At 58.4% G+C, this 14,358-nt stretch carries 16 protein-coding genes and 1 pseudogene; 16 read left to right on the top strand and 1 reads right to left on the bottom strand.

Annotated features, from left to right (window positions below):
* The first annotated feature begins 252 nt into the window (after positions 1-252).
* The 16 genes and pseudogenes from RRH01S_RS30910 (at position 253) to RRH01S_RS30840 (ending at position 14,046) form a co-directional block, all read left to right on the top strand.
* On the top strand, positions 253-999 hold the full coding sequence (locus tag RRH01S_RS30910) for a glutamine ABC transporter substrate-binding protein (protein ID WP_042477040.1): 747 nt from the start codon (positions 253-255) through the stop codon (positions 997-999).
* A 46-nt stretch (positions 1,000-1,045) separates the two neighbouring features.
* Entirely contained in the window at positions 1,046-1,702 is a 657-nt protein-coding gene (locus RRH01S_RS30905) for an ABC transporter permease subunit (RefSeq protein ID WP_042477038.1), read from the top strand.
* On the top strand, positions 1,699-2,427 hold the full coding sequence (gene glnQ, locus RRH01S_RS30900) for a glutamine ABC transporter ATP-binding protein GlnQ (protein ID WP_110924687.1): 729 nt from the start codon (positions 1,699-1,701) through the stop codon (positions 2,425-2,427). The genes RRH01S_RS30905 and glnQ overlap by 4 nt, the downstream gene beginning before the upstream one ends.
* Positions 2,428-2,552: 125 nt before the next feature.
* The gene (locus RRH01S_RS30895) at positions 2,553-3,419 is read left to right on the top strand and encodes an EamA family transporter (protein WP_042477034.1); all 867 of its coding nucleotides are present in this window, start codon (positions 2,553-2,555) and stop codon (positions 3,417-3,419) included.
* A 70-nt stretch (positions 3,420-3,489) separates the two neighbouring features.
* On the top strand, positions 3,490-4,143 hold the full coding sequence (locus tag RRH01S_RS30890) for a GntR family transcriptional regulator (protein WP_234711792.1): 654 nt from the start codon (positions 3,490-3,492) through the stop codon (positions 4,141-4,143).
* A gap of 205 nt (positions 4,144-4,348) precedes the next feature.
* A complete protein-coding gene (locus RRH01S_RS30885; RefSeq protein WP_042477028.1) occupies positions 4,349-5,974 on the top strand; it encodes a choline dehydrogenase in 1,626 nt (541 codons plus the stop codon).
* 46 nt (positions 5,975-6,020) lie between these two features.
* Entirely contained in the window at positions 6,021-6,770 is a 750-nt protein-coding gene (locus RRH01S_RS30880) for an electron transfer flavoprotein subunit beta/FixA family protein (RefSeq protein ID WP_042477025.1), read from the top strand.
* Positions 6,771-6,791: 21 nt separating this feature from the next.
* Entirely contained in the window at positions 6,792-7,721 is a 930-nt protein-coding gene (locus RRH01S_RS30875) for an electron transfer flavoprotein subunit alpha/FixB family protein (RefSeq protein ID WP_042477022.1), read from the top strand.
* Between the two features lie 30 nt (positions 7,722-7,751).
* Complete coding sequence (locus tag RRH01S_RS30870) at positions 7,752-8,750, top strand: Ldh family oxidoreductase (RefSeq protein ID WP_234711791.1); 999 nt, start codon at positions 7,752-7,754, stop codon at positions 8,748-8,750.
* 1 nt (position 8,751) lies between these two features.
* Complete coding sequence (proC, locus tag RRH01S_RS30865; protein WP_042477016.1) at positions 8,752-9,558, top strand: pyrroline-5-carboxylate reductase; 807 nt, start codon at positions 8,752-8,754, stop codon at positions 9,556-9,558.
* A gap of 161 nt (positions 9,559-9,719) precedes the next feature.
* Positions 9,720-10,049, top strand: coding sequence for a beta-barrel domain-containing protein (locus RRH01S_RS30860; protein ID WP_052365383.1), 330 nt, complete (start codon positions 9,720-9,722; stop codon positions 10,047-10,049).
* A 63-nt stretch (positions 10,050-10,112) separates the two neighbouring features.
* A complete protein-coding gene (locus RRH01S_RS30855; protein ID WP_007689312.1) occupies positions 10,113-10,352 on the top strand; it encodes a Blp family class II bacteriocin in 240 nt (79 codons plus the stop codon).
* 418 nt (positions 10,353-10,770) lie between these two features.
* Entirely contained in the window at positions 10,771-12,315 is a 1,545-nt protein-coding gene (locus tag RRH01S_RS30850) for an AMP-binding protein (RefSeq protein WP_042477221.1), read from the top strand.
* Between the two features lie 27 nt (positions 12,316-12,342).
* On the top strand, positions 12,343-12,969 hold the full coding sequence (locus RRH01S_RS30845; protein ID WP_052365376.1) for a TetR/AcrR family transcriptional regulator: 627 nt from the start codon (positions 12,343-12,345) through the stop codon (positions 12,967-12,969).
* A gap of 15 nt (positions 12,970-12,984) precedes the next feature.
* A pseudogene (locus RRH01S_RS35020) lies at positions 12,985-13,065 on the top strand (electron transfer flavoprotein subunit beta/FixA family protein); the annotation flags it as partial.
* 21 nt (positions 13,066-13,086) lie between these two features.
* On the top strand, positions 13,087-14,046 hold the full coding sequence (locus RRH01S_RS30840; protein WP_042477013.1) for an electron transfer flavoprotein subunit alpha/FixB family protein: 960 nt from the start codon (positions 13,087-13,089) through the stop codon (positions 14,044-14,046).
* 7 nt (positions 14,047-14,053) lie between these two features.
* Here the strand turns inward: RRH01S_RS30840 and RRH01S_RS34590 are convergent.
* Positions 14,054-14,358: hypothetical protein (locus tag RRH01S_RS34590; protein ID WP_042477010.1), on the bottom strand; the 305-nt coding region annotated here is incomplete at its 5' end.

Genomic DNA, 14,358 nt, shown 5'->3' with positions numbered 1-14,358 from the left:
AGATCCGCTGCGGCTTCTATGGCTGCAAGGGATATCGCGTCGCGTTGCCTCGGTGGGCAGCAATGCTCGTGTTGGAATGGATTTGACCACTGCCCGTTCTCACGCAGATCGTCCGCATCGATATAATTTTATACAATAGTATGTTGAAGTATTCTATATTGTATGATTGTATCCATTTTGTGAGCATGTAATCTCCCTCGGTCATGGACGGATGCACGCTCGCTAACCAACGAATTCAAAGGGGAACATGAGATGAACAGACGTATATTCTTCGGAGCGCTTGTCGCGACCATGGCCTTCACACAGGCCGTCTTTGCGCAGGACAAGACCATCGTGGTTGGCACGAGTATCGACTCCAAGCCGTTCGATTTTGTTCAGGACGGCAAGTATGTTGGCTTTGATCAAGATCTGCTTGTTGAAATCGCCAAGGAAGCAGGTTTCAAATACAACGTCACGCCAATGGACTTCGGCGCGCTCATCCCAGCGCTTCAGACCGCGAATATCGATTTGGCTATTTCGAGCATCTTTGCGACCGATGCTCGTAAGAAGGTCGTCGATTTCTCTGACGTATATTACACAAGCGCTCTCGGCGTTCTCATCGCTGCAAACGATACGACGATCAAGTCTGGCGACGATCTCGCCGGCAAGAAGGTTGCGTCCGTAACAGGTGCTGCTTCGACGACCTGGCTAAAGGAGCATGTTCCGACAGCCCAAGTCACGTTGTTCCCACAGGTGACCAACATGTTCATGGAGTTGCAGGCGTCGCGCGCCGATGCCGTCGTCTACGACTACCCCTTCCTTGCATATTTTGCCCAGACAGAGGGCAAGGGCAAAGTGAAGGTCCTGGAGGCCCCCGTTGGCGATGGCATTCCTGTCGCAATCGCTTTCCCGAAGGGCAGCGATCTGGTCGTAAAGACGAACGATGCACTGAAGAAGATCAAGGCTGATGGGCGCTACGACGCCATCTACAAGAAGTGGTTTGGTAAGCTTCCCGGTTGATTTGCGAGGCGATTGAGACCGAAACCAACACATAAGGGGAGCTCGCATGACCTTCGAATGGTCGGCAATTATCGAGGCTCTTCCCGCACTCCTTCGCGGCGCGGCCGTAACCATCATGGTTGCCGCCGCGTCGCTGTTGGCGGGAATGATCCTGGGAACCATTATCGGCGTCGTCAGGACTTACGCGCCTAAATATATTTCGTTGATCGCGCAGGTCTATATAGGCCTCATCCGCGGTACGCCGATGGTCGTGCAGATCATGTTCATCTATTTCGCGCTGCCGTCGCTTCTCGACATCAAGCTGACGGCTTTGACAGCTGGCATGATTGCCCTGACGGTCAATTCCTCGGCCTATCTTGCGGAAATTGTTCGTGGTGGCTTCCTGGCCGTGCCGTACGGACTCCGCGAAGCCGGGTTGGCGATGGGGCTGCCGCTCCACCGGGTCCTCCTTTACATCATCGGACCGGTTGCCTTTCGGCGGATGGTTCCGGCGCTTGGAAATCAGTTCATCATCGGCCTGAAGGACACCTCGCTGCTGATCGTCATCGGCGTTGCCGAGCTGACACGGACGGGCCAGGAGATCATGACCGAGAATTATCGGGCGGTGGAGATCTGGGCCGCCGTCGGCGCCATCTATCTCGTCATCATCAGCATCATGGCAATCATCTTCCGGGTGATCGAAAAGCGGATTCAAATGACATGAGCATCGTAGAATTCCGAAAAGTCGTAAAAAGTTACGGCACGCTTGATGTCCTGAAATCCATCGATCTCTCGATAGACCAGGGCGAGATCGTTTTCCTGATCGGCCCCTCCGGGTCGGGCAAATCCACGCTGCTGCGCTGCATCAATGTCCTTGAGACCATTCAAAGCGGCGACTTGATCGTCGATGGTCTCAGTGCGAAAGGCACAAACGCCGAAATCCGCCAGATCCGCCTCGAGGCAGGGATGGTGTTCCAGCAGTTCAACCTCTTTCCGCACATGACGGCGCTCGAAAACGTCATGTTCGGCCCTTTGAAGGTGCGGCGATCCGGCAAGGCCGAAGCGGAGACGATCGCCAGGGATTTGCTGGCCAAGGTCGGCCTGTCGGAAAGGGCAGGGCATTATCCGAGTCAGCTCTCGGGCGGGCAGCAGCAGCGCGTTGCGATCGCCAGGTCGCTGGCGGTGCGCCCGAAGCTGATGCTTTTCGATGAGCCGACGTCGGCTCTTGATCCCGAACTGCGCCACGAGGTTCTCCAGGTGATGCGACAGCTTGCGGATGAAGGCATGACGATGGTCGTGGTCACCCACGAGATCGGCTTTGCTCGGGACGTCGGCAGTCGTCTGCTCTTTATCGACAAGGGCCACATCCTGCACGACGGAGACCCCAAGGAACTGCTTGCTAACCCTCCAAGCGAGCGGCTTGCGAGCTTCCTGCAGCATATCCGATAGGGCAGGTCATCGCGGTCGTTGTTCGTCCATTGCCGGATACGCGGCTTGAAAGATCGCTGCGGTCGATGATCGCTTACAGTTCGATCAGTCCCGCTTGTCTTGCGCCACAAAGGAGGTTTAGACGAATGAGGACGACCGCTTTCAGCTCAGGCGCTCAAGCCTGGGCATCCCCGGCCATCGTCGGCGCGCTGACTTGTTCGGCGCTCGGCGCGGCTTTGGGGAAGAGCCTTTTTGCTGCCGTCGGCCCAGAAGGCGTCACCGCCTTGCGTCTCGGTTTTTCGGCACTTCTGCTTATGGTGATCGGCCGGCCCTGGCGTAAAGGAACTCAACGAGCCCCGCCACTCGCGATTATCGGCTTTGGCGTCTCCCTCGGCTTGATGAACATCCTGATCTATCAGGCGTTCGCGCGTCTTCCTCTCGGTGTCGCCGCAGCCGTCGAGGTGACCGGTCCCCTGCTTGTCGCCCTTGCTCATTCAAGACGGCCGCTCGATTTCCTGTGGCTGGCGACCGCCGTGGGCGGCCTTGTTTTTCTACTCCCGCTCAGAACGGAGAATGACCTCGATCCCGTTGGCCTGCTTTTCGCGGCTGGCGCGGCTGCTTGCTGGGCCTGCTATATCCTTTTCGGCAAGAAAATATCTCCGCTCGGACCGGCGCGAGCGGTTTCGCTGGGGATGGCCGTGGCAGCCACGTTCGGTGTCCCTTTCGGGGTCTACAATGCGGGGGCATCGCTTCTTGGCTGGCAGATTTTGACGGTCGGTCTTCTTGTGGCTTTGCTGTCGAGCGCCATTCCATACATGCTCGAAATGTTCGCCTTCCGACGATTGCCGCCGAACGCACTCGGTATCTTGTTGAGCGCAGCACCGGCCATGAGTGCCCTGATGGGTGCCCTAATCTTGAACGAGCGGCTTTCGAACCAGCAGATGCTGTCCATCGTGCTGATTATGGTGGGATCCGCCGGATGCGCGATCTTCTCTCGCAAAGCTGTTGCCTGACGTAAGCATCTGCTTGCATAAGGCGCAATTGCAAATTATACAATCTGTATAAAACGTATAAGGTACAGTGGTGACTAAGATCATGGAACCGCGTCGATCCGCGCCTGATGTTGTGCGAGATGGATTGCGAGAAGCTATTCTAAGCGGCGATCTCACGGAAGGAACGCAGCTCCGCCAAGATCAGCTGGCCGAACAGTTCGGCATCAGCCGAATTCCCGTCCGCGAGGCTCTTAGGCAACTCGAAACCGAAGGATTGGTGAAGATTGAACCCAATCGCGGCGCTATCGTTGCCAGCCTCTCCTTGGACGATGTGCTGGAGATGTTGGACATCCGGATTGCGCTGGAATGCCACGCACTTCGTCTCGCTATTCCGGAAATGGCCGAGGAGGATTTCAGTCACGCGGAGAGCATTCTTGAAGGCTATAACCGGGAGCCGAACCCGGAAAGCTGGGGTAGCATGAACTGGCAGTTCCACTGGTCGATCTATGCACCCTGTCACCGGCCTCGCCTTCTGTCGATGATCGAAGCGAATTACGGCCACGTGAACCGCTTCGTGCGCATGCAGGTGTCTCTGGCCGCCGGAAAAGAGCGCCCCCGCAAGGAGCATGAACTGCTACTGGCGCTCTGCCGCGAAGGAGATATCGAGCAGGCAACAGCTTTGCTGGAAACCCATATCGAGCAAACGAAGAAATCGGTGCAGGCCAGCCGGCGTCATCGCTCTTGAGCCGGCTAAAGCTACTGCATTCCCCTCCATGCGCCGCCTCTAGCCTCCATTTCTGCCGCTGCGGCTGATGTGTCGCTCCCAAATCACGGGCGGATCACCAAATTTCGCAAGGCTGCGGTTTTTGGTTTGACAAAAGTTTATACAAAATAATATTATCGTATCCAATATTGGTGGGCCGTATCCGGCCAACCTGAGGGAAAAGAGAATGGCTTACGACTACATCATTGTCGGGGCAGGCTCGGCAGGATGCATCCTGGCGGCCCGCCTTAGCGAAGATCCGGCGATCCGGGTCCTTCTCGTTGAGGCCGGTGGATCGGATCGCGGGCCAGTCATAGCCATGCCTGCCGCACTCCCTTTTGCCTATCAAAGCAAGAAGCTCGGATGGGGTTATCAATCCGGCCCGGAACCCAATCTCGGCGGGCGCACCATGGACGAAAAGCGCGGCAAGGTGATCGGCGGTTCCTCCTCGATCAACGCGATGATCTACAATCGGGGAAACCCCATGGATTTCGACGGCTGGGCCAAGCAAGGCTTGCCGGAATGGGATTTCGCCCATTGCCTTCCCTATTTCCGGCGCATGGAGACATTCGCGGACGGCGCTGACGAATGGCGCGGGGGCGACGGCCCGATGCGTATCAGCCGCTGCAAGGCGGAGCACAAGCTCTATGATGCCTTCCTGCGCGGCGGCGAGCAGGCGGGCTATTCGGTGACGCCTGATCACAATGGATATCGTCAGGAAGGGCTCCACATCGCCCAATCCTTTATTCACGGCGGACAGCGCTGGTCGTCGGCGCGCGGCTATCTGCACCCGGCGGCCAAGCGCGACAATCTCCACATCATGTCCAAGACCTTGGTCAGCCGGGTCGTGGTCGAGAACGGGGCTGCCATCGGTATCGAGATCCTTGAAAACGGTAGGCCGCGGCTTGTCGATTGCGAGCGGGAAGTCATTCTCTGCGCCGGAGCGTTTAATACACCGCAATTGCTGATGCTGTCGGGTGTCGGCGATCCTGACGAATTGCGCCGTCACGGCATTGCGCTCAAGGGCGAGGCGCGTCAGGTCGGCCGAAATCTCGAAAACCATCCGGGCGTCAATCTGCAATATGCGACGAACTATGAGGATTCGCTGGTCTCCGAGCTCAATCTCTTCGGTCGGGCCAGGCTCGGTGTCGAATGGTTTTTGACGCGGGGAGGGTTGGGGGCCTCCAATTTCTTCGAGACCGGCGCTTTCCTGCGGACACACGATGATGTTGCCTTTCCCAACATGCAGTTCGAGTTCCTGCCGCTGACGCGCTATGTGAAGAACGGCAAACTGGTTGCCATACCCGGTTTCCAATTCTGGATGGACCTGTCGCGGCCGGAAAGTCGCGGTTCGGTGACGCTTCGTTCCGCCGATCCCGCCGAGGCGCCCTCTATCGTCTTCAATCACCTGCAGTCGCCACGGGACTTGAAAGATCTGGTCGATGGCGTGCGGCTCGCGCGAGATCTGATCCGCCAGCCGGCCTGGGACAAATATCGCGGCCAGGAGCTTTCTCCCGGATCGGATGTGCAAAGCGACGCGGAGCTGGAGACATTCGTGCGGGCCAATCTCGGCACCTCCTACCATCCGTCCGGCACATGCCGGATGGGCACGGATGACGAGGCTGTGGTCGATAGAGAAGCGCGTGTGAAGGCGGTGCGGCGCATGCGTGTCGTGGACGCCTCAATCATGCCGCGCGTCGTCACTGCCAATCTGAGCGCCGCAATCATGATGATGGCGGAGAAGCTTGCTGACCGGATATGCGGCAAGGAACCGCTGCCGCCGTCAAATGCCTCCTATTACAAGGCTGGCTGATCGGCCGGCCTTTACGAAAACCCGGAAAGACAGAGGACGTTGTTCCATGAAAATACTCGTGCCTGTTAAGCGCGTCGTCGATTACAACGTCAAGATCCGGGTCAAGCCGGATGGTACGGGCGTCGAGCTTGCGAATGTGAAGATGTCGATGAACCCGTTCGACGAGATCTCGGTTGAGGAAGCGCTGCGGCTGAAGGAGGCTGGCAAGGCTGAGGAAGTGATCGTCGTCTCGATCGGGCCTGCCAAGGCCGAAGAGACGCTGCGCACCGCGCTCGCCATGGGCGCCGACCGGGCGATCCTGGTCGAGACCGATGATGCCGTCGAGCCGCTGGCGGTCGCCAAGATCCTCAAGGGTGTCGCAGACGCCGAACAGCCGGGCCTGATCATCGTCGGCAAACAGGCGATCGACGACGATTCGAACCAGACCGGCCAGATGCTGGCAGCCCTCCTCGGCTCGGCACAGGCGACCTTCGCCTCGAAGATCGAGATCGGTGACGGCAAGGCGACCGTGACCCGTGAAGTCGACGGCGGCCTGCAGACCATCGAGATCAAGCTTCCGGCCGTTGTCACCACCGACCTTCGCCTCAACGAGCCGCGCTATGCCTCGCTGCCGAACATCATGAAGGCGAAGAAGAAGCCGCTTGACAAAAAGACACCGGCCGACTTCGGCGTCTCGACCGAGCCGCGCCTGAAAGTGCTGAAGACGGAAGAGCCATCCGGCCGCAAGGCGGGCATCAAGGTGGGTTCGGTCGCCGAGCTCGTCGAGAAGCTCAAGACCGAAGCCGGCGTGCTCTAAGGACAGGAAAGGATAATACCCATGGCCATTCTTCTTCTGGCTGACCACGACAATATCAGCCTTTCCGACCAGACCGCCAAGACGCTGACGGCTGCCGCCAAGATCGGTGGCGACGTGCATATCCTCGTCGCCGGCAAGGGCGCCAAGGCTGCCGCCGATGCCGCCGCAAAGCTTGCCGGCGTCTCCAAGGTGCTGCTGGCTGAAAGCGACGAGCTTGCCAACAACCTCGCCGAACCGCTGGCCGATCTGATCGTGTCGCTGGCCGCCGGCTACGACACCATCATCACGGCTGCCACTTCGGTCGGCAAGAACGTGTTGCCGCGTGTCGCAGCCCTGCTCGATGTCGCCCAGATCTCTGAGATCACCGACGTCGTCTCCGCCGACACCTTCAAGCGCCCGATCTATGCCGGCAACGCCATCCAGACGGTGCAGTCGAGCGATGCGAAGCGAGTGATCACCGTTCGCACGGCGTCCTTCGCATCGGCCCCAGAAGGCGGCTCCGCTGCCGTCGAGGCGATCGCGGCCGTTGCCAATCCCGGCCTCTCCAGCTTCGTCAGTGATGCGCTGTCCTCATCCGACCGTCCGGAACTGACCTCGGCGAAGATCATCATCTCGGGTGGCCGCGCACTTGGCTCTGCCGAGAAATTCCGCGAGGTCATCCTTCCCGTCGCCGACAAGCTCGGTGCCGCCGTCGGCGCAAGCCGTGCTGCGGTCGATGCCGGCTATGCGCCGAACGACTGGCAGGTTGGTCAGACTGGCAAGGTGGTGGCGCCGCAGCTCTACATCGCGGTCGGCATTTCCGGCGCCATCCAGCATCTGGCCGGCATGAAGGACAGTAAGGTGATCGTTGCCATCAACAAGGACGAAGAGGCCCCGATCTTCCAGATCGCCGACTATGGCCTCGTCGCCGATCTCTTCGAGGCACTGCCGGAACTCGAAAAGGCGCTGTGACCAATAATGTGCCGGCAGCCGTATGAAACCGTGGTTGAGACGCTCGAAGTCATCCTGATCAAGCATGGCTATTCCGTCGGATCGGCCGGCATCCTGGCTCGCAACTGCGCAACCGCGCAGCAGGACGGCAGCGAGAGCCATGGTCTGTTTCGGATCAAGGATTATCTCGCTGCGATCAAAAGCGGTTACGCCAATGGCAATCCGATTCCTACGGTAGTTGACGTGGCGCCGGGTTTCATCAGAGCCGATGCCGATAATGGTTTTGCACAGATAGCTCTGGCTAATGCCAGGGAGATGCTGGTGCAAAAAGCCGCAGACAATGGAATTGCAATCCTTGCCATCCGCAATTCCCATCATCTCGGCGCTCTCTATCTCGATGTCGAAGACTTCGCATTACGCGGATTTGTCGCATTGGCGGTCGTCAACAGCATCGCCGTGGTGGCACCACCCGGTGGCCGGGCCGGCGTTTATGGCACTAATCCGCTGGCGTTCGCCGCACCGCGTGCGGAGGGGCCGCCGCTGGTGTTCGATCAGGCGTCCTCCACCTTGTCCCATGGCGACGTGCAGGTCGCCGCAAGGGAAGGGCGGTTGCTGCCCGAGGCAAGCGGTATCGATAAGAGGGGTGTCCCGACCAATAGCCCGCACGCCATTTTGAACGGCGGCGCATTGTCGACCTTCGGCGGCCACAAGGGCGCATCGATCGCACTGATGGTGGAAATTCTCTGCGCGGCGCTCGTCGGCGCAGATTTTTCTCATGAAGTCGATTGGTCGGAAACGCCTGGGGCCAGGAGCGCGCGAACAGGCGAAACGATCATCCTGATCGATCCGCGAACAGGGGCGGATGGATTGCCGCCATTGGCCAGGCGCGTGGAGACCCTCATCAATGCATTGAGCGCCGCCGGCCAGAAGCGCATCCCAGGCGACCGGCGCATCAAGGCTCGCTCAGAGGCGAATGGCTCTGTGCCCGTAGACGAGAAGCAGTGGCTGGCTCTGTTGGCGCTCGCGAACCCATCTGATCAAAGGAAATAAAATGGTGCACGTCGTCCTTATCGGAGCCGGAAATATGGGCTTCGCCATGCTGAGAATGTGGAGCACGTTTGAGCAACATGATCTCACAGTTGTCGAGCCCAATGCCGTATTGCGAGCTCGGGCGGCAGAAACCGGCGCCAGAACCTACCCATCCGCGGATGACTTGCCTATCGCGTTCCAAGCCGATGTGGCGGTAATCGCGACCAAGCCGCAGGTGGTCGGCGATGTTGTCGAGCGATACTCCGCTCTTTTGGCAGATGGCGGCCTTTTTATTTCGATCGCGGCCGGCATCGGTATTCAGAAGATGGCATCGCGCGCTAAGTGCGCCACTGCCATCATCCGCTGCATGCCGAATACGCCTGCGGCCATTGGCGAGGGCATGATCGTGTGCTGTCCAAGCGATGAAACAACGTCCACTCAGCGCGCTCTGGCACAGGAACTGCTGTCCTCGATCGGCCGTGTTGCGTTTGTCGATGACGAGGCCTTGATGGATACGGTCACCGCCGTCTCAGGCTCTGGACCGGCCTATGTATTTCATTTCATCGAGACGCTATGTCAGGCAGGTATCGACGCTGGCCTAGATGACAAATTGGCTCTCCTACTTGCGAAGCAGACAGTATTTGGCGCCGCCAAGCTGGCCGTCGAGGCCTCTGAACCGCCGGCGATGCTGCGGGAGCAGGTGACAAGCCCGAACGGCACAACTGCGGCGGCTTTGGATGTGCTGATGGAGGATGGCAAGGGTCTCCGTCACCTCATTGGGATGGCGGTACAAGCCGCAAGACGAAGATCAGTCGAACTGGGCAGTTAGCGGCCAATATTACGCGGCAGGCTCCGTCTGAGAGACCTCGGGGACATTCCGGCTAGGGCCGCCATATCGATCCAACTGAACGAGGAGGCCCGTTCTTTGTCGATGATGCGGCCGCCGAAGTGGCTCAGCAAGTGATCTGAGCCCTCGAGGCCAACCTGCTGGTGCCGCCGCGCGCGGCCGGCCTGATCCAGCCGGGCCAAGAGGTGCGGCTCCGGGTCGACGCCTTCCCGTATCAGCGCTTCGGCGTGGTGTCGGGCCATGTCGTGCAGGTGTCCCGCGCCACCTATCGCGAGGGTGAGCTTCTGGCTCCCATCGCATTCAAAGATCCCGTCTACCGCGTGACCGTCAGCCTGGAGCGCACCAGCATCGCCGCCTACGGCGAAGAGCGCCCGCTGACCCCCGGTATGACCCTCATCGGCGATGTCATTACGGGTCGCCGGCACTTCACCGACTGGGTACTGGACCCCTTAAAGGCCATAGGCAGCCGGTGACAACAAGGAGAGGGGAGGATCATCCCGGTCAATCCCTCAAACCTAACCCAATAGGAGACTAACATGAGCAACATCACTGAAATCAATGCCGACATGCTCGATCTCGTCAGCGGCGGCGCTTCCACTGTCGCTTCGACGGTCACCATTGGCGCCGATGGCGCCGTCAGCGGCAGCTATACCTTCGGCAGCCGCTCGGGTACCTTCTCGGCAACGCTGCCGGCAGAAGTCGTGCAGAAGGCCGGGACGTTCTCGTTCAGCAACGCCTCCGGCTCGTTCAGCTTTGACAGCTCGTTCGCTGCTTAATCCGGCCTAGTCGGATGAATTCCGGCAGCTGGTTTCCAGCTGCCGGTTTTGACATCGAATGTCCACCGTTTGATAAACGTCGAATTTCTTGCTTACCTGCGATCCATTTCGCAGACATGGTTAAGCTTGCCACTTTGCACCGATTCTGTTGAGCGCCAGAGTCTATAGTGTCACATAAAATGATTATTGACTCACTATTCATAGTGTGAACTATTGTTCATGGCTGGCGTGCCGTATCGGAGGAAGCAACGCAGGGAAACAGCCGCTCGCTTGATGGAGGAACTATCGCACTAGGAGCGGGAGTATGGCCGGCTACTTGCCTCGCGCAAGGGGTGGACGACTTTATGACATGGAACTGATCATAACCCGGCATGAGGGCCACCTCCGCCGGCCAATCGAGATCCTTGGGAGGGGGGCGATGTTCAATCTGTCGCGGTTTCTGGCACAAAATGCCCGAGTGGCACCAAAGGCAGAGGCCTTGGTATATGAGGGTGTTCGCTTGGATTGGGAAAGCCTTGAGGCGCGTGTCGGTCATCTCGCCTGGTGCCTGAGGCAGCGCGGTCTTAGTGAGGGCTCGATCGTCGCTTTACTGATGAAAAATAGCCTAGCTTACGTCGAACTGATCTACGCCATCGGGCATATCGGCGCCGTCGTCTTGCCGATGAACTTCCGGCTTTCCGCGGATGAAGTGAGATACATAACGTTGCATGCCGGCGCTCAGCTTATCTTTGCTGACGATATCTTTGTGGATGCGACGGAAGGAACCAAGTTACCGGTGATTTTGCTAGACGAGGCCGGCCGCTCCAATGTCGCAGCGATGCTGGATGTGTCGGCCAAACAGAGCCATATAGCCGCAGACATCGTACCGCGCGGACGCGATAGCATATTCAGACTAATGTATACCTCTGGGACGACATCTCGACCCAAGGGAGTGGTTCATACCTACGATAGCTACTATTGGAAGTGCTATGATCATATTCTCACGCTAGGTTTGAACAAGAATACTAGGCTGCTCATTGTCGGCCCCATGTATCATGTGGGCGGCTGCGATCTTCCGGGACTTGCCGTTCATCTGGCGGGTGGAACGATCGTGATCCAGCGCGATTTCGAGCCGCGGAAACTTTTGGAGACGATCGCGCACGAGCGCATAGACGGCATTTGGCTTGCACCAGTTATGACAAGCGATATTCTTGCCTTGCCTGACGAAAATCTGCCAAATCGTAGTTCACTACGCTGGTGCATTGCAGGCGGGGAACGCACGCCGGAATCGCGAATCCGCGCTTTCTTAAGCCGTTTCCCCGAAGCCCGCTATATTGATGCCTATGGCATGACGGAAACCTGTTCGGGCGACACGATGATGGATCCCGGGCGTGAATTGGAAAAGATCGGTTCGGTCGGTCGTCCGTTGCGTTTCGTTGAAATCGAGATTCGCGACGAATGCGGCAAGCCCATGTCCGCCGGAGAAGAAGGCGAAATCTGTATACGCGGACCTAAAGTGATGCGGGAATACTGGCGTGATCCGGATAACACCGCAGCAGCTTTCTATTCCGACGGTTATATGCACTCAGGTGATGTCGGGTATATGGACAGAGACGGCTTCCTTTTCATCACCGACAGGCAAAAGGATATGATCATTTCCGGCGGCGAAAACATCGCTTCCTCGGAGGTGGAACGGGTAATTTATGGGCATTCGTCCGTCAAAGAAGCTGCTATCTTTGCTCGTCCCCATCCACGTTGGGGAGAAATCGCGGTTGCAGCAATCGTGCTGGTTGAGGCGCGCAGCCTCAGTTTCGATGAGCTGTTGAAGCATTGTGAAAAGTCACTGGCGAAGTTTAAATGCCCAAAAGACCTAGTTGTCTTGTCCGAACTACCTCGCAATCCTTCCGGAAAAGTGCTCAAACGCGTATTGAGGGATATGGACCAACAGGGCCAGTTTGGAGCCGCGCCATCTATCGATCCATAGGATTAGGACAGGAGAATAACCAGAGAGATGCTGAATCGACGTGTCAGACATCGGCTGTCGCGTGAAGAGAAGGCCAGGGTTACGCGCGAAAGCCTTCTGTCGGCTGGATGCAAAGTTGTAGCCGCTGAGGGATATGCCTCTGCTTCCATAGCGAAAATCGCCGAGACTGCCCGCGTGGCTCACGGCACTTTCTATAATTATTTTGTCGACCGGCAGGCACTGTTCGATGAACTTCTGCCCTATGAAGGCATGCGTATGCTGGGGACCATCGAAAAAGCGGCACGGAAATCCCGACCTGGGGTGGCGCGTGAGTTGGCTCGGTTCAATGCTTTTCTTTGCTATGTAGCGGAGAATAATGGTTTCTACCGCATTCTCTATGAAGCTGAGGTTTTCGCGCCGGAAGCCCATCGTATTCATATGGCCAATATCGTCTCGGGCTATCGCCGTTCGATAAAGCGGGGGATCGCTGGTGGATACATCGCACTTTTGACTGATGACAAGATCGATTGCATCATCCATCAACTTCTCGGTATGCGCGCCTACGCCGCCATGCAGATTCATTATGAGAAGGACGTCTCTCGCAGAGCTCTTATCATTGAGAACTCTGTATACATCTACGAGCGCATCATCCGGACAGGCTTACTGATGGGTTGAAGATCGCTCAGGACATCCGGCCGCAAGGCAGGCATCAAGGTGGGTTCGGTCGCCGAGCTCGTCGAGAAGCTCAAGACCGAAGCCGGCGTGCTCTAAGGACAGGAAAGGATAATACCCATGGCCATTCTTCTTCTGGCTGACCACGACAATATCAGCCTTTCCGACCAGACCGCCAAGACGCTGACGGCTGCCGCCAAGATCGGTGGCGACGTGCATATCCTCGTCGCAGGCAAGGGCGCCAAGGCTGCCGCCGATGCCGCTGCAAAGCTTGCCGGCGTCTCCAAGGTGCTGCTGGCTGAAAGCGACGAGCTTGCCAACAACCTCGCCGAGCCGCTGGCCGATCTGATCGTGTCGCTGGCCGCCGGCTACGACACCATCATCACGGCTGCCACCTCGGTCGGCAAGAACGTGTTGCCGCGTGTCGCAGCCCTGCTCGATGTCGCCCAGATCTCTGAGATCACCGACGTCGTCTCCGCCGATACCTTCAAGCGCCCGATCTATGCCGGCAACGCCATCCAGACGGTGCAGTCGAGCGATGCAAAGCGGGTGATCACCGTTCGCACGGCGTCCTTCGCATCGGCCCCAGAAGGCGGCTCCGCTGCCGTCGAGGCGATCGCGGCCGTTGCCAATCCCGGCCTCTCCAGCTTCGTCAGTGATGCGCTGTCCTCATCCGACCGTCCGGAACTGACCTCGGCGAAGATCATCATCTCGGGTGGCCGCGCACTTGGCTCTGCCGAGAAATTCCGCGAAGTCATCCTTCCCGTCGCCGACAAGCTCGGTGCCGCCGTCGGCGCAAGCCGTGCTGCGGTCGATGCCGGCTATGCGCCGAACGACTGGCAGGTCGGTCAGACCGGCAAGGTGGTGGCGCCGCAGCTCTACATCGCGGTCGGCATTTCCGGCGCCATCCAGCACCTGGCCGGCATGAAGGACTCAAAAGTCATCGTCGCCATCAACAAGGACGAAGAGGCCCCGATCTTCCAGATCGCCGACTATGGCCTCGTCGCCGATCTCTTCGAGGCACTGCCCCAGCTCGAAAAGGCGTCGCATTCAATAGAATGGCAGCAATCAGGCCCTTAGAGGCGGGTCATTGGCAGAATGGGTAGCGCAGGCTTGCATTGCCACCACACACCGGCCAGTCTTCTCCCGTTGTGTTGGTGTAAACATAGGCGGCCTTGGCTGGCTCAAAGCCGATTTTTGGATTTGGACTCGCTTCGGGGGGCAAGGCCAGCCGAAGCGAATAGCCAGCGAAGGCTGCTAGGTGTAAGCTGACATAGAGGAAGGCTGTCGCCTTCAGGGGAAGGCGCTGTATCCAATCCCACTGACCTGTCAGGGGCCGCTGGACCCACGGCGTCAGCAGCAGTGTACCGAAGATTTGCTGAGTCAGGATGG

Origin of the sequence: Rhizobium rhizogenes NBRC 13257 (genome assembly GCF_000696095.1) — a bacterium.
Lineage (GTDB): Bacteria > Pseudomonadota > Alphaproteobacteria > Rhizobiales > Rhizobiaceae > Rhizobium > Rhizobium rhizogenes.
Note: the sequence above shows the minus strand (reverse complement) of the source record. Positions and strands in the feature narration are given on the sequence as shown.